Source organism: Kitasatospora sp. NPDC015121 (genome assembly GCF_055562955.1).
On sequence record NZ_JBVHEH010000028.1, the window covers coordinates 73,575 to 92,402 of the forward strand.

An 18,828-nucleotide genomic window follows, 5' to 3' on the forward strand; every position below is an offset into this window, starting at 1 on the left:
CACCCCCGGCCTCGTTCGTTGAACCGGGCGCCGGGCCCGGGCGGCGGTCCGCCGGGCCCGCCCCGCGCGCTACGGTGGGGCCGACCGCACCGCGCCCCGGCGCGACTGCCGCAACTGCCGCAACCGACGCAACAGACGAAGGCGGGGATGACAGATCGCCATGGGTGAGCTCAGGGTCCGGGTCACGCAGGACAGCGCCTCGCGCTGGCGCCGGCGCGGTGGCGAGTACGCGACGCTCCGCGAGGCCCTGGAGGTCGCCGAGCCCGGCGACACCCTGACCCTGCGCGCGGGCACCTTCCACGAGGCGGTGCTGGTCGACAAGCCGGTGACGCTGGTCGCCGAGCAGGGCGCGGGCAGCGTGCGGATCTCGCCGCCGGCCAGCGCGGTGCGCGGCGGCCCGGCGCTGACCGTGACGGCGGCGGCGACCGTCCGCGGCCTGGTGCTGGAGGGCTCCGACCGCTCCGCCCCGGCGGTGCTGCTGGCGGACGGCGCGGACGGCGCGGTGCTGGCCGACTGCCGGGTGGAGGCCGCGTCCTCGGTGGGCGTGGAGCTGGCCGACGGCGCCCGCGGGCAGCTGGTCGGCTGCGTGGTGGAGAACCCGGCCGGCCTCGGGGTGCGGCTGCGCGCCCGGTCCCGGGCCGAGCTGCTGGACTGCGAGCTGGCGGCGGCCGGGCAGAGCGGCCTGGCGGTGCTGGGCGGTTCGCGGCTGCGCGCGGAGCGGGTGAAGGTCCGCCGGGCGGGCGGCGCGGGCGTGCTGCTGGCCGATCCGGGGACGGAGGCGGAACTGGTCGGCTGCGAGGTCAGCGAGGTGCGCGGCTCGGGGGTGCAGGCGGAGGCGCAGGCGGTGGGCCGGCTGTCCGACTGCGCGGTGCACCGGGTGTCCGGCAACGGCCTGAGCCTGGACACCGGCGCCGAGCTGGAGCTGACCTCCTGCCGGGTGCACGACGTCCCGGAGAACGCGGCCGACCTGCGCGGCGGGGCGAAGCTGACGCTGCGCCAGTCCACCGTGCACGGCTTCGGCCGGGGCGCGCTCTCGGTCTGGGACGGCGGCACGAGGGTCCTGGCCGAGGGCTGCCGCTTCCACTCCGCGCAGGGCGACTACCCGGCGCTGTGGGTGAGCGACGGCGCGGCCGTGGAACTGGCCGACTGCGCGCTGGACGACCTGCCGGACGCGCTGTTCGTCCTCGACCAGGGCTCGACGGCCACCGCCCGGGACTGCTCGTTCAGCGCGATCCGCTCCTCCGCCGTCTCGGTCAGCGGCGGCGCGAGCGCCGACCTGGCGGGCTGCCGGATCCAGGGCGCGGGCACCGGCCTGTGGTTCCGCGACCACGGCTCGGGCGGTCTGCTGACCGACTGCGAGATCGCGGACGTCGCGACCGGCGTGATCGTCACCAAGGGCGCCGACCCGGTGCTGCGCGAGTGCACGGTGCGCGGCGCGAGCGAGGCCGGGGTGTACGTGTCGGCGCAGGGCCGCGGCGAGTTCGACGCCGTACGGGTCTCGCAGAGCGGCGGCTTCGGCTTCCACGTGATCGACGGCTGCCGGACCAGGCTGATCCGCTGCCGGGCCGAGCGCAACGCCCGCGCCGGGTTCGAGTTCTCCGAGCCGGGCCCGGTCACCGAGGGCTGCACCTCGGACGACGCCGCGCCGGCCCCGCCGGCCGCGGCGGCCCCCGTCCTGCCGTCCCCCGCCGCTCCCCCGCTGGCCACCCTCGTCCGGACCACCGCCCCCGCGTCCGTCGGCAGCGCCGCGATCGCCCCGATCCCGGACTGCCGGCCCGCCGAGGTGGCGCTGGCCGAACTCGACTCGCTGGTCGGGCTGGCGACGGTCAAGCAGGAGGTCCGCACCCTGATCGACCTGATCTCGGTCGGCCGGGCCCGCCAGCGGGCCGGGCTGAAGGCGCCCTCGCCGCGCCGCCACCTGGTCTTCACCGGCGCCCCCGGCACCGGCAAGACCACGGTGGCCCGGCTCTACGGCGAGATCCTCGCCTCGCTGGGCGTGCTGCAGCGCGGCCACCTGGTCGAGGTGGCCCGGCTCGACCTGGTCGGCGAGCACGTCGGCTCCACCGCGATCCGCACCGCCGCCGCCTTCGACCGGGCCCGGGGCGGCGTGCTGTTCATCGACGAGGCGTACGCGCTCGCCCCCGAGGACGGCGGCCGGGACTTCGGCCGGGAGGCGATCGACACCCTGGTCAAGCTGATGGAGGACCACCGCGACGAGGTGGTGGTCATCGTGGCCGGCTACACCGCCGAGATGGAGCGCTTCCTGGCCGCCAACCCCGGCCTGTCCTCCCGCTTCTCGCGCACCGTCACCTTCCCCGACTACACCGCCTCCGAGCTCCTCGACATCGCCCGCGCCCAGGCCGCCGAACACGAGTACCGCCTCGCCGCGGACACCGAGACCGCCCTGCTCGGCCACTTCACCGCCATCGACCGCTCGGCCGGCTTCGGCAACGGGCGCACCGCCCGCCAGGTCTTCGAGACGATGGTCGAACGCCACGCCTCCCGGGTCGCCCACCTCACCTCCCCCACCACCGAGGACCTCCAGCTCCTCGTCCCGGCCGACCTCCCGGCCTGACCGCCCTCCTCCGCTCCCGCGTCGCCCATGTCCGTTCACCGTCCCGCTCGTTGAACCCGGCGTGGGGAAGAGAGCGCCGTGGCTGGTCTCGGACGAGTCCTGGGAGCGGATCGAACCGCTGCTGCCCTCCCGGCGGCAGGGGACGGGCCGTCCGTCGCTGAACGACCGCCGCTGCCTGCAGGGCATCCTGTTCGTCCTGCTCACCGGCATCCAGTGGGAGTGGCTGCCGCAGGAGTTGGGCTTCGGTTCCGGCATGACCTGCTGGCGCCGGCTGCGGGACTGGCAGGAGTCGGGCGTCTGGGACCGGCTGCAACGGGTGCTGCTGGACGAGGTGCACCGGGCGGACGCGTGGGACTGGTCCCGGGCCCGGCGGTGAGCCGGGGCCGGGTCAGACCAGCCGGGCGCCGCCGTCGACGTGCAGGACGGTGCCGGTGACGTACGGGTTGTCGACGGCGTGCAGGACGGCCTTGACCAGGTCGTCGGGGGTGCCGACGCGGCGGGCCGGGTTGCGGGCGGCGACCGAGGCGAGGAAGGCCGCCTTGTCGGCGCCGAGTCCGTCCCAGGAGCCGGTGTCGACGACGCCGGGGGAGACCGCGTTGACCCGGACGGGGGCGAGTTCGACGGCGAGGGCCCGCACCAGGAAGGCCAGCGCGCCGTTGGTGGTGGCCATCACGGTGCGGCCGGGGGCGGGGCGCCAGGCCGCGACGCCGGAGAAGAAGGTCAGCGAGCCGTCCTGGGCGATCTGCCCGGCGAGGTGCTTGGCGAGCAGCAGCGGGCCGATCACCTTGGCGTCGAACGCCCGCCGCACGTCGGCGAGTTCGAGGTCGGCGAGCGGTCCGTTGGCGGGCAGTCCGGCGGTGGACACCAGGTGGTCGAAGCGGCCGAGCCGAGCGGCCAGCGCCGCGATCGACGCCTCCTCGGTGAGGTCGACGGGCAGCACGGTGGACGGGCCGGCCAGTTCGCCGGCCGTCCACTCCAGCTTGCGCGGGTCGGGGCCGGCCAGCACCAGCTCCGCGCCGGCGGCGGAGGCGGCCCGGGCCAGGTGCCGGCCGGTGCGGGAGCCGGCGCCGACGACGACCAGGCGGCGACCGGACAGGTCGGTGGACAGGGCTGTGGACATGGTGGTCCTCCTCGGTGCGGACGGGCGGCCGGGGTGTTCCCCCCGGCTCGTCGACCAGCCTGCCGCGCGCCGCCGCGATAGGTCCAAGGCTTGTTCTCGACCAGTCCCATAGACTCTGCTCATGGCAACGCTTCGCCAGCTGGAGTACCTGACCGCCGTGGTCGACACCGGCTCGTTCACCCGGGCCGCCGAGCGGCTGCACGTCACCCAGCCCGCGCTCTCGCACCAGGTCCGGGCGCTGGAGGTCTCGTTGGGCGGCCCGCTGCTGGAGCGGCTGCCGCGCGCCGTCCGGCTCACCCCGCTCGGCCGGGCCGTCCTCCCGCACGCCCGGGCGGTGCTCGCCGACGCCGAGCGGCTGCACGCGGCGGCCCGCCGGGCGAGCGGCCTGGCGGAGGCCGAACTGGAGGTCGCCACCGTCCACTCGGTGGCGCTCGGCCTCCTCCCGCCGGTGCTGCGGGCCTGGCGGGCCCGGCAGCCGGGCGTCCGGATCCGGCTGCGCGAGTACCCGCACGCGGAGCTGCTGCGCGCCGCGACGGCGGCCGGCCGGGCCGACCTCGCGGTCGGGCCGCTCCCGGACGGCTGGGACGGTCCCGTGCGGGAGTTGGGCGTCGAGGAGTTCGCCCTCGTGCTGCCGCCGGACGACCCGCTGGCCGCGACGCCCGGCAGCGCCCTCCCGCTCGCCGCCCTCGCCGACCGCGACTGGGTGCACTACGCCCCCGGGCACGGCCTGGCCGAGGTCCTGGACGCCGCCTGCGCCCGGGCCGGCTTCACCCCGCGCGCGGCCGTCCGCACCGAGCAGACCTCGGCCGCGCCCGCGCTGGCCGCCGCCGGCCTCGGCCCCACCCTGGCGCCCGCCACCATCCTCCCGGCCGCGCTGGACGCCGCCGTGCTGCGTCCCGACCCGCCGGTCCGCCGCGTCCTCGCCGCCTACACCCGCACCCGCCCCGACCGGCTGACCACCGCCTTCACCGAGCTGCTCACCACCGCGTTCGCCGACCTGCTCGCCGGGGTCCCGGCGAGCTGAGGCTCAGCGCGCCGGGACCCCGGCGAGCAGCGCCCGCAGCTCCTCGCGGCCGGTCGGCAGGCCGGCCCGGCGCAGCCAGAGCACGCGGTTGGCGATCTGCCCCCAGCACGGGTCGTGGTCCACCAGGGCGGCCAGGAAGGCGTGCTGGGCCGGGGTGAGCGCGGCTCCCGGCGCGTGGGGGACGGCGAAGGCGGCGGCCAGCAGCGGGCCCCAGTCGCTGTCCACGGTGTGCTGGCTGCCGTGCGGGGCGAGGGCGAGGGCGGCCGGGAGCACCCGCTCGAAGGAGTCGGCGCGCTCCAGCAGGCCGCGCAGGACGGTGAACCGGAAGCGGCCGTCGGCCTGCGGCAGCGGCTCGTCGAACCAGCCGTCCACCGCCGCCGGGTCGGCGAGCGCGGCCAGCAGGACGTCCACCGCCGCCGGGTCGGCCGTCCCGAGGGCGGCGCAGGCCCGGACGGCCGGGTCCGGGTCGGCGAGCAGCGCGGCGGTGTCCCGGCCCCAGTGGGCCAGCGCGAGCAGGGCGGCCGCCCGCTCGCGGCGCTCGCCCGGGCCGTGGGCGACCCGCTCCAGCCGGGCGGCCGCGGCCGGGCGCCGGTCGGCGAGCTCCTCGGCCCGGAGCAGGTGGGTGACGGCGCCGAGCGCCGCCTCCCGGACGACCGGGTCCGGGTCGTCCAGGAACGGCAGCACGGCCGCCAGCACCTGCGGCCGGACGGCCTGGCAGGCCGTCACCGCGGCCAGGACGGCGGCGTCCTCCGGGTCCGGGTGGTCGGGGTCGATCCACTCCCCGCGGTCGATCGCCGCCGAGGCGGCGAACTCGGCCAGCCACTCCAGCAGGGCCGCCCGCAGCGGCCGGGCCCGGTCGTCCCACGGGAAGAGGCCCTCGTGCACGGCCAGCGTGCGCGGGTGGGCGAGGGCGCCCGCGACGAACAGCGCGGCCGGCGCGGTGGCGGAGTACAGCGACCCCTGGTGGAGCACCGACATCTCCAGCGCGCCCAGCGACTGCGCCTGCACCTCGGGGTCCTCGTCCAGCAGCCCGAGCAGGTCGCCGTCGGTGCCCTCGGCCGAGCCGTAGGCGTGGTCGAGGGCGGCCCAGTCGGTGCCGGTCAGCACGGCGGCCGGGTCCGGCGGGGCGGCCGGGTCCGACGGGGTGGGGGCGGCGGTCTCGGTGGCGGTCATGCCCCGCATTGTGCTCCCGGGGGCCGACAGTCCGGGCGCCGGGAACGGGTCTGGCAGACTGGCCAGCGGGGGTGGTCACGCGTGCGGGTCCGGGTGCTGGGGGCGCTGGAGGTCGGGGGCGGGGAGGTCGCGGGGGCCCGGCTGCGGGGGCTGCTGGTGCGCCTGGTGGTGGACGCGGGACGGGCGGTGACGGCCGAACGGCTGGTGGCGGACCTGTGGGGGGACGAGCCGCCGGCCGTGCCGGGGAACGCGCTGCAGACCCTGGTGTCGCGGCTGCGGGCGCTCGGCGGGCGGGACGTGGTGCTCGCGGGGACCGGTGGCTACCGGCTGGGGGTCGGGCCGGACGAGGTCGACGCGGTGGCGTTCGAGCGGCTGTCGGCGGCGGCCCGCACGCTGGCCGACCCCGCGCAGCGGCTCGCGGCGCTGCGCCGGGCGTTGGCCCTGTGGCGCGGCCCGGCGCTCGCGGAGTTCGCCGGCGCGGAGTTCGCGGACGCCGCCGCCCGGCGCTGGGAGGAGTTGCGGCTGGCGGCGGTCGAGGACCGGATCGAGGCGCAGTTGACGCTCGGTCAGCACGACGGCCTGGCCGCCGAGTTGGCGGAGCTGACCGCCGCGCACCCGCTCCGCGAGCGCCTGCACGGCCAGGTGCTGCGCACCCTGGCGGCGACGGGCCGTCGGACGGCGGCGCTGGAGCACTACGCGGCGGTCCGCCACCGGCTGGCCGACGAGCTCGGCGTCGACCCGTCCCCGGAACTCTCGGCGCTTCACCTCGCCCTGCTCCGCGACGAGTTGCCGCCCGTCCCGGCCCGCCGCTCCAACCTGCCGCTCGCGCTGACCAGTTTCGTCGGCCGGGCGGACGAGTGCGCGGCGGTCCGCGCCCTGCTGTCGGCGGGAAGGCTGGTGACGCTGACCGGGCCGGGCGGCGCGGGCAAGACCCGGCTGGCGGTGGAGGTCGCGTCCGGGCTGGCGCCGGAGTACCCGGACGGGGTGTGGCTGGTGCCGCTGGCCCCGGTCGGCGGGCCGGCGACGGCCGACGAGGTGGCGGCGGCGGTGCTGGCGGCGGTGGGCGTCCCGGACGCGCTGCGGGTGGGCGAGCCGCGCCGCGGCTTCCGGTCGCCGGTCGAGCGGCTGGCCGGGGCGCTCGGGCAGCGCCGGTTGCTGCTGGTGCTGGACAACTGCGAGCACCTGCTGGACGCGGCGGCCGGCGTGGCGGCGGGGCTGCTGGCCCGGGCCCCGCACGTCCGGGTGCTGGCGACCAGCCGGGAGCCGCTGGGGGTGACCGGCGAGTCGCTCCACCCGGTGCCCTCGCTGCCGCTGCCGGCCGCCGACGCGGGGCCGGCGGCCCTGGCCTCCCCGGCGGTCCGGCTGTTCGCGGACCGGGCGGCGGCGGTCCGTCCGGGTTTCCGGGTCGACGCCGAGTCGGCGCCGCTGGTGGTGGCGGTCTGCCGGGCGCTGGACGGGATCCCGCTGGCGATCGAACTGGCGGCGGCCCGGACCCGCTCGCTGACCCTGCGCCAGGTCGCGGACCGGTTGGACGACCGGTTCCGGCTGCTGGCGGGCGGCGACCGCTCGGCGCTGCCCCGGCACCGGACGCTGCGGGCGGTGGTCGACTGGAGCTGGGAGCTGCTGGACGACGCCGAACGGGCCGTGCTGGCGGGCCTGTCGGTGTTCGCGGGCGGCGCGGCGCCGGAGCACGCCGAACGGGTCTGCGGGACGGACGACCCGGACCTCGACGTGGTCGAGGTGGTCGCCGCACTGGTCGACAAGTCACTGGTGCGGGCGGTGGACGGCGGCCCGGACGGGGAGCCGCGCTACCACCTGCTGGAGACCGTCCGGGCCTACGCCGCCGAGAAGTTGGCGCGGTCGGGCGCGGCCGACCGGGTCCGGGACGCGCACGCGGCGTGCTTCCTGGCCCTGGCCGAGCGGGCCGAACCGGAGCTGCGCGGCCCGGAACAACCGGCCTGGGCGGGACGGCTGGACGCGGAACGGGACAACCTGCACGCCGCGCTCGACCACCTGGTCGCGGCCCGGGACGCGGTGGGCGCGCTGCGGCTGGCGGGCGCGCTGGTCTGGTTCTGGATCATCCGCGACCACGCCGGGGAGGCGGCCGGCCGGGCGCTGGCCGTCCGCGAACTGGTCGGCGAGCGGGCCCCGGCGGGCCTGGCCGACGCCCACGCGCTGTGCACCGCCGCCGCCGTCCTGCTCGGCACCCTGGCCGGCCCGGCCGAGCCCGCGCCGCCGGCCGTCCGCGAGGCCGTGGCCGCCGTCCTGGCGCAGCTCCCGGCCCGGCCGGCCCATCCGGTGCTGCCGCTGCTCGGGCCCGGCTGCGCCCTGCTGCTCGGCGACCGCCCGGCCGGCCGGCGCGGCCTGCTCGACCTGCTCGACCACCCCGACCCGTGGACGGCGGCCGCCGCCCGCCTCGGACTGGGCCACCTCGCCCTGGACGAGGGGCGGTCGGACCGGGCCCGGGAGCGGCTCGAGGGCGCCGTGAGCGGGTTCGAGCGGGTCGGCGACCGCTGGGGGCGCAACGCGGCGATCGGCGGCCTGCTCGAACTGGCCCTGCGCCGGGGCGACGGCCCGCTGGCCGTCCGGCTCGGCGAGGAGGCGTACCGCACCAGCGCGGAGGCCGGACCCGACCAGTGCGCCCTGGTCCTGCTCCAACTAGGCCGGGCCCGCGCCCTGGTGGGCGAGACCGACCGCGGCCGGCGTGACATCGAGCAGGCCGTCCGCACCGCCGAACGCCTCGGCGAGACCGCGAACGCCGTCACCGGCCTGCTCGCCCTCAGCGAGCTCTCCCCGCGCTCCGCCGGCCCGGCCGCCGCCCGCGAACCCCTGCTGCGCGCCCTGGCGTTGCTCGGGCCCCGCGCCGAGCGCGCCGAACGCGCCGACCTGCGAAGGGCGTTGACCCGGGTCCGCGCGCGCCTCGACGCCCTGGAAGCGGCCCGTTAGGACTCCGCCGGGCGCCCGGTTCTCCGGTACGCACCGACGTCGGAGCGTCGGGGCGAATCGTCCCGGGCGATCGGCATGCCGTGGGGCGGGGGCGGGAATAGCCCGGGTACTCGTGTCCACGGAGTGAGCAGTCCTGGGGGAAGCATGACGGGTGAGCGTCACGACGCGGCCGGCCCGGTTCACCGCACCCGGCGCGAGAGGATGACGGCCTGGTGGGGCCGCAATGCGCTGTGGGTCGTCATGGGCGGCTTCCTGCTGATGGTGGCGGTGTTCTTCCTGATCGCGCTCACCACGGAGCCCGGCGATGGCAGGCCCTGCCCGCCCGCCAAGGTCTGTGACTTCGTCCGCTGAGCCTGCCGAACAGGCCGGGCAAACCTGCCCGGCCCCAGTGCGCTCCCCGCCGCCACCGCTGCGGCCCCCGTCCGAGGGGGCGCCCCGTGCGCGTCCGCTGCCTTCGCCCTGCTTCCCGCCTGGTCACCGCGCTCCTGGCGCTGTGCACCGCGACCTTCACCCCCCCCCGCGCCGTCCTACCACCGGCCCCGTCCTGGCGGACACCGGCGCCCACCCCCTCGTGCTGCCCGCCGTCTTCGCCCTTGCCCTCGCCCTCCGTGCGACGGGCCCCGGTGCCGGACGGCCCGCCTACTCCTACGCGTGCCCGGCGGCCGGCGCCGTCGCGGGCTCGCGCGGGGGTAGGAACACCGCCGCGAGGACCGCCGCCAGCAGCGCGACCGCTCCTGAGACCGTCAGCACCGCCGCCATGCCGTGCACGAAGGCCCCGTGCGCGGAGGCCAGCAGCGCGCCGTCGTGCAACCGGTCGGCGACGCCCTCCGCGCCCGCCACCGACTCGCGGGCCGCCGTCGCGGCGGGCCCGGGCAGCGCGCCGGTGTCGAGCCGGGCGAGGTAGCCGGCGCTCAGCAGGCTGCCCAGGCCGGCCACCCCGAGGACGCCGCCGACCTGCTGCAGGGTCTCCAGCACGCTGGTGCCGACACCGGTCCTCGTCTCCGGCAGCGAGGCCATCACGATGCCGGTGGCCGGCACGATCGCCAGGCCGAAGCCGGTCCCGACGACGGCCAGCCACAGCGCGGTGAAGCCGTACCCGGTGTCGGGCCCGGCGGCCGTCCCGAGCAGCACGCCGACGGCCAGCACCAGCAGTCCGGCCGGCACCGCCACCCGGGCGCCGACCCGCGCCACCAGGGCCTCGCCGAGCGCGGCGGACAGCATCAGCCCGCCGATCAGCGGCAGGATCCGCAGGCCGGTGCCGAGGGCGTCGTAGCCCTGGACGACGGCCAGGTACTGCGGCACCACGAACAGGATGCCCATCACCGTGAAGTTGCCGAACACGGCGGTCAGCGTGCCCCAGGCGAACCGGCGGTCGGCGAACAGCCCCAGGTCGACCAGCGGTTCGGCGGCCCGGCGCTGCTGCCGGACGAAGACCGCCAGCAGCGCGGCGCCCGCCAGCAGCGGGCCGAGCACCGGCGGGGCGGCCCAGCCGTCCTCCGGGACCAGGACGGTGCCGTAGACCAGCGCGGTGATCCCGACCGTCCCGAGCACCGTCCCCCGGACGTCGAACCCCTTCGCCGTGCCCCGCCGGGGTCCGTCGGCCGGCAGCAGCAGGACGCCCGCGAGGAGCGCGACCGCGACCACCGGCACGTTGAACAGGAACACCGAGCCCCACCAGTAGTGGGTGAGCAGCCAGCCGCCGATCACCGGCCCGGCGGGCATGCCCAGCGCCGAGGCGGTCGTCCAGACGGCGAGGGCCCGGGGCACCTCCTCCTTCGGGAAGATCCGCGACAGCAGCGCCATCGAGACCGGCATGATCATCGCCGCGCCGAGGCCCATCGCCGCCCGCACCGCGATCACCCCGGCCACGGAGCCGGTGAAGGCCCCGGCGAGCGAGGCCGCCCCGAACAGCGCGACTCCGGCGGTCAGCACCCGCCGGTGCCCGACCCGGTCGCCGATCCGGCCGACCGGCAGCATCGCCACGCTGAAGGTCAGCAGGTAGCCCCCGCCGATCCACAGCAACTCGCTGTTCCCCGCCCCCAGTTCACGCGCCAGAGTGGGCACCGCCACATTGGTGATCGTCCCGTCCAGGCCGACCACCAGCACGCTCACCACCAACGCCCCCAGCGCCCACCACCGCCGGGCCGAACGCACCGTCTCCACCACCGCACCGCCTCCACGACTCCCGTACCGGTCAACGCCCCCACCCTCCCGGGCGCCGCTGGCACCCGGCTGGCACGGCGCTGGCACGGAAGGACGCACCCGGGGCACCGGGCGGCCGGTCAGAAGACCGCGGTGAAGGCGTCCATGCGGGGCCGGTCGAGGTCGGGGCGGAGGCGGCCGGTGCGGGCGAGGGTGACCATGCCGTGGAGGGCGGACCAGGCGAGTTCGGTGTAGCCGCCGGGGTCGTGGCCGGTGGCGGTGGCGCTGCGGGTGGCGGGTTCGGCGATGGCGGCGAAGGCGTCGTGCAGGGGGGCGGGGGCTTCGGGGGTGCCGAAGGGGAGGGTGCTGGGAAGGGTGAAGATCGCGTCGTAGAGGGCGGGGTTGGCCTCGGCGAAGTCCAGGTAGGCGCGGGCGACGGCGGCGAAGGCGGCGCGCGGGTCGGTGACGCCGGCGGCGGCGGCCCGGAGCAGGGTGGCGAGTTCGGCGCAGCCCTCGACCGCGACGGCGGCGACGATCGCGTCCTTGCCGGCGAAGTGGCTGTAGAGGACGGGCTGGCTGTACTCGATGCGTTCGGCGAGGCGGCGGGTGGTGACGGCGTCCCAGCCCTCGGCCTCGGCGAGTTCGCGGGCGGTGCGGACGATCAGCTGTTCCCGTTCGGCGCGTTCGCGCGCCCGGCGTTCCTTGATAGCCATGAACGGAATCCTAGCACCGCTAGACATTCGACGGACCGCCGGTCTAGCATCATTCTCGTCGCTAGCGCCGCTAACACCAGGGCGGCGCACCGCACTTCACACCGCTTCAGGGGGAACCACCATGTCCGCGCTCACCGCCGCCACCGCCACCACCACCGCCGCCCGCAAGCCCGACAGCCGCCTGCGCGTGAACCTGGCCACCGTGTTCACGGTCCTGGTCGCGCTGGGCATCGGCTACGTCGGCGTCAGCTACCTGTTCGCCCCGGAGCACACCGCCTCCGGTTTCGGCATGCCGGTCTGGCCCCGGGGCGAGGCCGCCGACTTCCTGACCGTGAAGGGGATCCGGGACATCGTCTCCGGCCTCGTCCCGCTGGCCCTGCTGCTGACCGGCCACCGCCGGGCGCTCGGCTGGGCGCTGCTCGCGGAGTCGGTGACCCCGTTCGGCGACGCCACCACCATCCTGGTGCACCACGGCAGCACGGCGACGGCCTTCGGCGTGCACGTCGCCACCGCCGTCTTCGTAGTGGTCACCGCCGTCCTGCTGCTCACCGAGCGCCGGGCCGGGGAGGCGGGGAAGAGCGAGGGCTGACTCAGCCCTCCGGCCAGTCGCCGCCCGCGAGGAACTCCTCCAGGGCGGCGCGGTGCGGTCGGGGGTCGATCCGTTCGGCGGCGAGCCACTCGTCCGCGTAGTACTTGTCGAGGTACCGGTCGCCGGGGTCGCAGATCAGCGTGACGACGCTGCCGCTGCGGCCCTCGCGGCGCATCTCGGCGACGATCCGCAGCGCGCTCCACAGGCCGGTGCCGGTGGAGGCGCCGGCCCTCTTGCCGAGGACGTCGGCGAGCAGGTGGGCGGCGGCGATCGAGGCCGCGTCGGGGACCTTCATCATCCGGTCGATCGCGCCGGGCACGAAGGAGGGTTCCATCCGGGGGCGGCCGATGCCCTCGATCCGGGAGCCGGTGGGACAGTGGGCGTCGGGGTCGTGGTGCACCCAGCCGTCGAAGAAGCAGGAGTTCTCGGGGTCGGCGACGCAGATCCGGGTGTCGTACTGCATGTAGTGGACGTACCGGGCGATGGTCGCGGAGGTGCCGCCGGTGCCGGCGGTGGCGACGATCCAGGCGGGTTCGGGGTGGGGCTCCAGCTTCAGCTGGGCGAACACCGACTCGGCGATGTTGTTGTTGCCGCGCCAGTCGGTGGCCCGCTCGGCGTAGGTGAACTGGTCCATGTAGTGGCCGCCGGTCTCGGCGGCGAGTTCGGCGGCGGCGGCGTAGACCTCGCCCGCGTTGTCGACGAGGTGGCACCGGCCGCCGTGGAACTCGATCAGCTCGATCTTGGCGCGGCTGGTGGTGCGGGCCATCACGGCGACGAACGGGACGCCGATCAGCTGCGCGAAGTACGCCTCGGAGACGGCGGTGGAGCCGCTGGACGCCTCGATGACGGGGGCGCCGGGCCGGATCCAGCCGTTGCACAGGCCGTACAGGAACAGCGAGCGGGCCAGCCGGTGCTTCAGGCTGCCGGTGGGGTGGGTGGACTCGTCCTTGAGGTACAGGTCGATGCCCCACCCGGCGGGCAGCGGGAAGCGCAGCAGGTGGGTGTCGGCGGAGCGGTTGGCGTCGGCCTGGACGCGGCGGACGGCCTCCTTCAGCCAGGCCCGGTACTCGGGGTCGGTCCGGTCCACGTCCTGGGTGTGGTCGCTCATCGCACGCTCTCCTCGCCGCCGTCCGGTTCCCCCGGGCGCTCCACCCAGTGTAACAGTCGACTACGATAAGTGACGATTACGGAGGCCCCAGCTTCCCCTTATGGGACGCGGCGGGTGCGGGGGGTGCGGGGGGCGCGTGGGGCCTCCGGGCGCCGTCGGCCGTCAGCCGCCGACCGCCTGCGCCACCGCGCCCCACGGCGACCCCCGGCGCCCCCGCCTAGGGCATCCGGACCGCCCGTCCGGTGACGCGGACGCGCTCGTCGCCCGCCGTGAGGTCGACTGTGAGCACGCCGGGCCGGCCGAGGTCCTCGCCCTGGTGCAGGGTGAGCCGGGTGGTGCCGAGGCCGCGCAGTTCCCGCAGGTAGGCGCCGAAGGCGGCGGCGGCCGCCCCGGTGGCGGGGTCCTCAACGACGCCGCCGACCGGGAAGGGGTCGCGGACGTGGTAGGTGGTGGCGTCCTGCTCCCAGACCAGGTGGACGGTGGTGAGGTCGAGCCGGCGCATCAGCGCGGCGAGCGCGTCGAAGTCGTAGTCGAGGTCGGCGAGCCGGGCCCGGCTGCCCGCCGCGAGGACGAGGTGGCGGGCCCCGGCGTAGGCGATCCGGGGCGGGAGGCGGCGGTCGAGCTCCTCGGGCCGCCAGCGCAGCGCGTCGAGGGCGGCGGCGACGTCCTCGGGGGCGGCGTCGGCGGTGCTCGCGGGCACGCTGGTCAGGGTGGCCCGGTAGCCGCCGTCGGGGTCGGCGGCGACGCTGACCGGGACGGGTCCGGCCTGGGTGGTGAAGTGGTACTCGCCGGGGCCGTGCCGTTCGCCGAGGGCGACCGCGGCGGCGATGGTGGCGTGGCCGCAGAACGACACCTCGGCGAGCGGGCTGAAGTACCGGACGGCGTAGCCGCGGTCGCGGCCGGGTTCGGCGGTGAGGAAGGCGGTCTCGGAGTGGCCGAGGCGGGCCGCGACCGCGAGTTGCCGCTCGTCGTCGAGCCCGGTGGCGTCCAGGACCAGTCCGGCGGGGTTGCCGCCGGCCGGGTCGGCGGTGAACGCCGCGTACTCGAGGGGTTCGTCCGTGGGGGGCTGCGTCATACCGGCGATCATCCCCCGGAGGGCGCCCCGGGGGCCAGCGGCTCCGGGGGCCAGCGGCTCCGGGGACGCGGCGAACTTCTAGACTGCCGCATCCGATTGGTGACGCTGTTCTCTGAGTCCGAGGGTAAGGAAACATGGTCGAGGCCCATCCGAAGGTCGTCGTGGTAGTGCCGACGTACAACGAACGGGAGAACCTGCCGGTCCTGGTCGGCCGGCTGGCCGAGCTGGGCATGGCGAACCTGCACGTGCTGGTCGTGGACGACAACTCCCCGGACGGCACCGGCGAGGTCGCGGACAAGCTGGCGGCGGAGTCGGACGGCCGGGTCTCGGTGCTGCACCGCACCGAGAAGGACGGCCTGGGCCGGGCGTACGTGGCGGGCATGACGCGGGCGCTGGACGAGGGCGCGGACGTGGTGGTGCAGATGGACGCCGACCTGTCGCACCCGCACACGGCCGTGCCGGTGATGGTCGAGCGGCTGCTGACCACGGACGCCTCGGTGGTGCTGGGGTCGCGGTACGTGCCGGGCGGGTCGACCGCCTCGGAGTGGCCGTGGCACCGCAAGGCGCTCTCGGCGTGGGCGAACTTCTACGTGAACGCGATCCTGGAGCTGGGCGTGAAGGACGCGACGGCGGGCTTCAAGGCGTGGGAGGCGGCGGCGCTGCGCGGCGTCGACCTGGAGTCGGTGCACTCGAACGGCTACTCGTTCCAGGTGGAGATGAACTACCGGGTGGTCCGGCAGGGCCTGCGGATCAGCGAGGTGCCGATCCGGTTCGAGGAGCGGGTCGAGGGCATGTCGAAGATGAGCCTGGACGTGCAGTTGGAGTCCGCGGTGGCGCCGTGGAAGCTCCGGTTCGGCAAGCAGGGGTGACGGCGCGGGTGGTCCCCCTCGCCACCCGCCCCCTCCCCTGACCGGCCGTCAGTTCGCCGCGACGGCCTGCGGATCGTCCAGGTAGGGCTCCCAGGCGAGTTCCGCCGCGCCGACCAGGCCGGCGTGCGCCACCTGCGCGGGGACGATCGGGATGCGGCCGCTGCGGCCCCACAGGCACCGGTCGGCGACGACGGCGGCGAGGCGGTCGGGGGCGGCGGCGAGCAGGTCGAGGTGCAGGCCGCTGAGCACGATCCGGTCCGGGTTGAGGATGTTGACCAGCCCGGCGAGGCCGAGTCCGAGCCGGTCGACGACGTGCGCGACGGCGTCCGCGGCGTGCGGGTCGCGGGCCAGCGCGCGGGCCTGCGGGAGCAGCGGGCGGTCGGGGTCGGGGCGGCGCCCGGCGGCGGCGAACAGCGCGTCGGTGTCGGTCTCGGCGTTGAGGCAGCCCCGGTTGCCGCAGGCGCACGGGCGGCCGAGCGGGTCGACGGTGAGGTGGCCGACCTCCAGGGCGAGGCCGGAGCTGCCGGTGTGCAGGCGCCCGTCGACGACCAGGGCGCCGCCGACGCCGCGGTGGCCGGAGGTGACGAGCAGCAGGTGGCGGGCGCCGCGGCCGGCGCCGTGCCGGTGCTCGGCGAGCGCGGCGAGGTTGGCGTCGTTGGCGACGGCGGTGGGCAGCGGGGTGCGGGCCCGGGGCCCGGGGTCGGTGCGGGCGGTCTCGGCGGCGTACACCTCGTCGACCGGGGTGCCGGGCGGCCAGGCGAAGTGCAGGGACGAGGGCACGGTGCCGTCGGGTTCGGTGACGGGGTTGGGCAGGGCGAGCGCGGCGCCGAGGACGCGGCGGCGGCCGGCCCGGGCGAGGCGGGCGCCGGCCTCGGCGGCGGTGCGCAGCAGCGCGGCGGGCGCGGTGTCGGCGGGCAGCGGCAGGTGGACGGGGTCGTGCAGGCGGCCGCCGAGGCCGGCCAGGGCGACCGAGACGCCGTCGGCGTGCAGTTGGGCGGCGATCACGGCGGGGCCGGGGTCGGTGAGGGCGAGGCGGTGGGAGGGGCGGCCGCGGCCGCCGCCGGCGGGGCGGGAGTCGACGGTGATCAGGCCGAGCGCCTCCAGTTCGCCGGTGACGGCGCCGGCGGTGGCGCGGGTGACGTCGAGGGCGCCGGTGAGCGCGGAGCGGGTGGGGGCCCGGCCGGTGTGGATCAGGCGCAGGGCCGGTCCGAGCAGGCTCCGGCCGCGGTCGGGCGCGGCCCGTCGGGGCGACGGCTTGAACGGCCCTGTCGGCGGGGCGGGGTTCCGGTCCAGACTCGGAGCCGGGTTCGGCGCCGGCTCCGGCCCCTCGTTCCGGTTCCGGCTCGTCTTCGGGCTTGAAGGTGTGTGCGGCACTCCCCTATTCTGACTTTGTGCCGCTACTGAACAAAACAGAAGCCCGGTCCTCCCGCCCCTCCGCCGCCGCTACCGACACCCCGTCCGGCCACCGCTCCTCCTGGTCGGCGGCACGCCTCGCCCTCACCGCCTTCTTCACCGTCGACGGCTTCCTGTTCGCCTCCTGGGTGGTCCGGATCCCGGACGTCCGCGCCCAGGTCGCCGCCTCGCACAGCGCACTGGGCCTGGCCCTGCTGTGCGTCTCGGTCGGCGCGGTCGCCACCATGGCCCTGATCGGACGGCTGTGCCTGCGCTACGGCTCGCGCCGGGTCACCGCCGCCTCGCTGGTCGTCTTCTCGCTCGCCGTGGCCCTGCCCGCGCACACCCACTCGGTGCTCTCGCTCGGCGCGGTGCTGCTGCTGTTCGGCGCGGGCTACGGCGCCGCCAACGTGGCGATGAACAGCGCCGCGGTCGACCTGGTCGCCGAACTCCGACGGCCCGTCATGCCGAGCTTCCACGCGGGCTACAGCCTCGGCGGCCTGCTCGGCGCCGCGGTCGGCGGCCTGCTCGCGGGCCGGATCAGCGCCGCCTGGGCGCTGGCCGCGGCCGCCGCCCTCGGCCTCGCGGTGACCGCGCTGGCGGGCGCCGTCCTGCTGCGCACCCCGGCCGCCCTCCCCCGCCCCGTCGGCACCGGCGCCCCCGCCCCGGCCGGCACCGTCGGCACCGCCCGTCCGGCCCGGCACGCCCGGCTGCTGGTCGTCCTGCTCGGCCTGGTCGCCCTGTGCACCGCGTACGGCGAGGGCGCGCTCGCGGACTGGGCGACCCTGCACCTGACCGACGACGTGCACGCGAGCGCCGCGCTGGCCGCCGCCGGCTACGCGTCCTTCGCCTTCGCGATGACGGCCGGACGGCTCTCCGGCACCTGGCTGACCGAGCGGCTGGGCCAGACCCGGGTGATGCTGCTGGGCGGCCTGGCCGCCTGCGTGGGCATGACGACCGCCGCGCTGGCGCCGTCCGTCCCGGTGGCGCTGGCGGGCTTCGTCCTGGTCGGCGTCGGTCTGGCCAACGTCTTTCCGCTGGCGATCGCCCAGGCCGGCGCGGCCGCCGGGCCGCAGGGTGTCGCCACCGCCTCCACCCTGGGCTACGCGGGCATGCTGGTCGGCCCCCCGGTGATCGGGTTCCTCGCCGACGCCCTCTCGCTGCCCGCCGCCCTGCTCACGGTCGCCGCCAGCTCCGCCCTGGCCGGCCTGCTCGCCCTCGCCGTCCGCCGCCACCGCGCGGCCTGACCCGCCCGCGCCACGACGGCGGCGGCCCGGACCCGCGAGGCGTCCGGGCCGCCGCCGTCGCGCCGTCAGGGCCGGTACAGCTGGGCGATGCTGACGACCTTGTTCTGGGCGCCGCCGACCTTGATCTCGTACTGGTTGCCGAAGCAGCGGTAGGGCGCGGCCGGCTGGGCGTTCTTCAGGCAGGCCTCCTGCACCTTCATGAAGGTGGTCAGGTCGACGCTCCTGGCCTTCAGGTCGCCGTCCAGCAGGGTGGTCCGCACGTCGTTGTCGAACTCGTAGACCCGGGCGTCGCCCTTGGGCTCCCAGTAGCCGTCGTTCGGCACGTCGGGGCCGCAGACGAACGCGGTCGACCTGGCGCGCATCCAGACGTGCACCGCGTACGCGTTCTCGGTGGCCTCGACCACCGTCCGCCCGGCCGCGCCCGCCGTGCAGTCAGCAGCCGGCTTCGAGGCCTTTGCGGTGGCAGTGGCGGCGGCCCCGCCGGTGGACTTTCCCGTACTGCTCGCGGCCGGCTTCGACCCGGCGGTGGCGGTCGGCGCGGCGGTGGGCGCGGCGGTGGCGGTGGCGGACGGCGCGGCCGCCGGGGCGGAGCCGGCCGCGCCGGCGGCGGCGTCGTCCGAGTCGCAGGCGGTGAGCGCGAGGGCGGAGGCGGCCAGGATGGCGGCCACGGTGAGGCGGTTGAGACGGTTGAGACGCATCGTGCGAGTCCCCCCAGGAACCAGTGCGGGTGGGTAGAGCGAATCCGGCCGTGTTCCGGTCGAGGCCCCCGCGGCCCGACCCACCACTTCCGGGATCCGTCGGACGGGCGTCCGGCCCGCTCCGACAGCCCTCACCACGCCGCCCCCGCCCCGCCCG

Annotated in this window: 15 protein-coding genes and 1 pseudogene; 8 read left to right on the forward strand and 8 right to left on the reverse strand. The window is 76.8% G+C overall.

Going from position 1 to position 18,828, the window contains the following annotated elements; translation table 11 throughout:
- Positions 1–160 precede the first annotated feature (160 nt).
- Both ACZ3J7_RS32665 and ACZ3J7_RS32670 read left to right on the forward strand, forming a co-directional pair.
- Positions 161–2,575 (forward strand): right-handed parallel beta-helix repeat-containing protein, encoded by a 2,415-nt coding sequence (locus ACZ3J7_RS32665; RefSeq protein WP_465627014.1) that lies wholly within the window; start codon positions 161–163, stop codon positions 2,573–2,575.
- A gap of 61 nt (positions 2,576–2,636) precedes the next feature.
- Positions 2,637–2,942: pseudogene (locus tag ACZ3J7_RS32670) on the forward strand (transposase); the annotation flags it as partial.
- Positions 2,943–2,963: 21 nt separating this feature from the next.
- On the opposite strand, the gene ACZ3J7_RS32675 reads toward ACZ3J7_RS32670, so the two are convergent.
- Entirely contained in the window at positions 2,964–3,695 is a 732-nt protein-coding gene (locus ACZ3J7_RS32675; RefSeq protein ID WP_465627015.1) for an SDR family oxidoreductase, read from the reverse strand.
- A gap of 121 nt (positions 3,696–3,816) precedes the next feature.
- Here ACZ3J7_RS32675 and ACZ3J7_RS32680 point away from each other — a divergent pair, with 121 nt between their 5' ends.
- Complete coding sequence (locus tag ACZ3J7_RS32680) at positions 3,817–4,719, forward strand: LysR family transcriptional regulator (RefSeq protein WP_465627016.1); 903 nt, start codon at positions 3,817–3,819, stop codon at positions 4,717–4,719.
- A 3-nt stretch (positions 4,720–4,722) separates the two neighbouring features.
- Here ACZ3J7_RS32680 and ACZ3J7_RS32685 read toward each other — a convergent pair whose 3' ends face one another.
- Positions 4,723–5,892, reverse strand: a complete 1,170-nt coding sequence (locus ACZ3J7_RS32685) for a HEAT repeat domain-containing protein (RefSeq protein WP_465627017.1) — start codon at positions 5,890–5,892, stop codon at positions 4,723–4,725.
- 81 nt (positions 5,893–5,973) lie between these two features.
- On the opposite strand from ACZ3J7_RS32685, the gene ACZ3J7_RS32690 reads away from it, so the two are divergent.
- A complete protein-coding gene (locus ACZ3J7_RS32690; RefSeq protein WP_465627018.1) occupies positions 5,974–8,838 on the forward strand; it encodes a BTAD domain-containing putative transcriptional regulator in 2,865 nt (954 codons plus the stop codon).
- Between the two features lie 144 nt (positions 8,839–8,982).
- Positions 8,983–9,189 (forward strand): hypothetical protein, encoded by a 207-nt coding sequence (locus ACZ3J7_RS32695; RefSeq protein WP_465627019.1) that lies wholly within the window; start codon positions 8,983–8,985, stop codon positions 9,187–9,189.
- 294 nt (positions 9,190–9,483) lie between these two features.
- Here ACZ3J7_RS32695 and ACZ3J7_RS32700 read toward each other — a convergent pair whose 3' ends face one another.
- Together ACZ3J7_RS32700 and ACZ3J7_RS32705 are read right to left on the reverse strand one after the other, a co-directional pair.
- On the reverse strand, positions 9,484–11,004 hold the full coding sequence (locus ACZ3J7_RS32700; protein ID WP_465627020.1) for an MFS transporter: 1,521 nt from the start codon (positions 11,002–11,004) through the stop codon (positions 9,484–9,486).
- Positions 11,005–11,120: 116 nt separating this feature from the next.
- Complete coding sequence (locus ACZ3J7_RS32705) at positions 11,121–11,693, reverse strand: TetR/AcrR family transcriptional regulator (protein WP_465627021.1); 573 nt, start codon at positions 11,691–11,693, stop codon at positions 11,121–11,123.
- Positions 11,694–11,814: 121 nt separating this feature from the next.
- On the opposite strand from ACZ3J7_RS32705, the gene ACZ3J7_RS32710 reads away from it, so the two are divergent.
- Positions 11,815–12,282: a DUF4267 domain-containing protein gene (locus ACZ3J7_RS32710; RefSeq protein ID WP_465627022.1), complete on the forward strand. Its 468-nt coding sequence runs from the start codon at positions 11,815–11,817 to the stop codon at positions 12,280–12,282.
- A 1-nt stretch (position 12,283) separates the two neighbouring features.
- Here the strand turns inward: ACZ3J7_RS32710 and ACZ3J7_RS32715 are convergent, their stop codons facing one another.
- Together ACZ3J7_RS32715 and ACZ3J7_RS32720 are read right to left on the reverse strand one after the other, a co-directional pair.
- Complete coding sequence (locus ACZ3J7_RS32715; RefSeq protein ID WP_465627023.1) at positions 12,284–13,390, reverse strand: PLP-dependent cysteine synthase family protein; 1,107 nt, start codon at positions 13,388–13,390, stop codon at positions 12,284–12,286.
- A gap of 217 nt (positions 13,391–13,607) precedes the next feature.
- A complete protein-coding gene (locus ACZ3J7_RS32720) occupies positions 13,608–14,465 on the reverse strand; it encodes a PhzF family phenazine biosynthesis protein (protein WP_465627024.1) in 858 nt (285 codons plus the stop codon).
- 134 nt (positions 14,466–14,599) lie between these two features.
- On the opposite strand from ACZ3J7_RS32720, the gene ACZ3J7_RS32725 reads away from it, so the two are divergent.
- Positions 14,600–15,334 (forward strand): polyprenol monophosphomannose synthase, encoded by a 735-nt coding sequence (locus ACZ3J7_RS32725; RefSeq protein ID WP_465627025.1) that lies wholly within the window; start codon positions 14,600–14,602, stop codon positions 15,332–15,334.
- A 48-nt stretch (positions 15,335–15,382) separates the two neighbouring features.
- Here ACZ3J7_RS32725 and ACZ3J7_RS32730 read toward each other — a convergent pair whose 3' ends face one another.
- The gene (locus ACZ3J7_RS32730; RefSeq protein ID WP_465627044.1) at positions 15,383–16,627 is read right to left on the reverse strand and encodes an ROK family protein; all 1,245 of its coding nucleotides are present in this window, start codon (positions 16,625–16,627) and stop codon (positions 15,383–15,385) included.
- A 98-nt stretch (positions 16,628–16,725) separates the two neighbouring features.
- On the opposite strand from ACZ3J7_RS32730, the gene ACZ3J7_RS32735 reads away from it, so the two are divergent.
- Complete coding sequence (locus tag ACZ3J7_RS32735) at positions 16,726–17,973, forward strand: MFS transporter (protein ID WP_465627026.1); 1,248 nt, start codon at positions 16,726–16,728, stop codon at positions 17,971–17,973.
- A 65-nt stretch (positions 17,974–18,038) separates the two neighbouring features.
- Here the strand turns inward: ACZ3J7_RS32735 and ACZ3J7_RS32740 are convergent, their stop codons facing one another.
- Positions 18,039–18,671 carry a hypothetical protein gene (locus ACZ3J7_RS32740; protein WP_465627027.1) on the reverse strand — a complete coding sequence of 211 codons (633 nt, stop codon included), beginning with the start codon at positions 18,669–18,671 and terminating at the stop codon, positions 18,039–18,041.
- Positions 18,672–18,828: the final 157 nt, after the last annotated feature.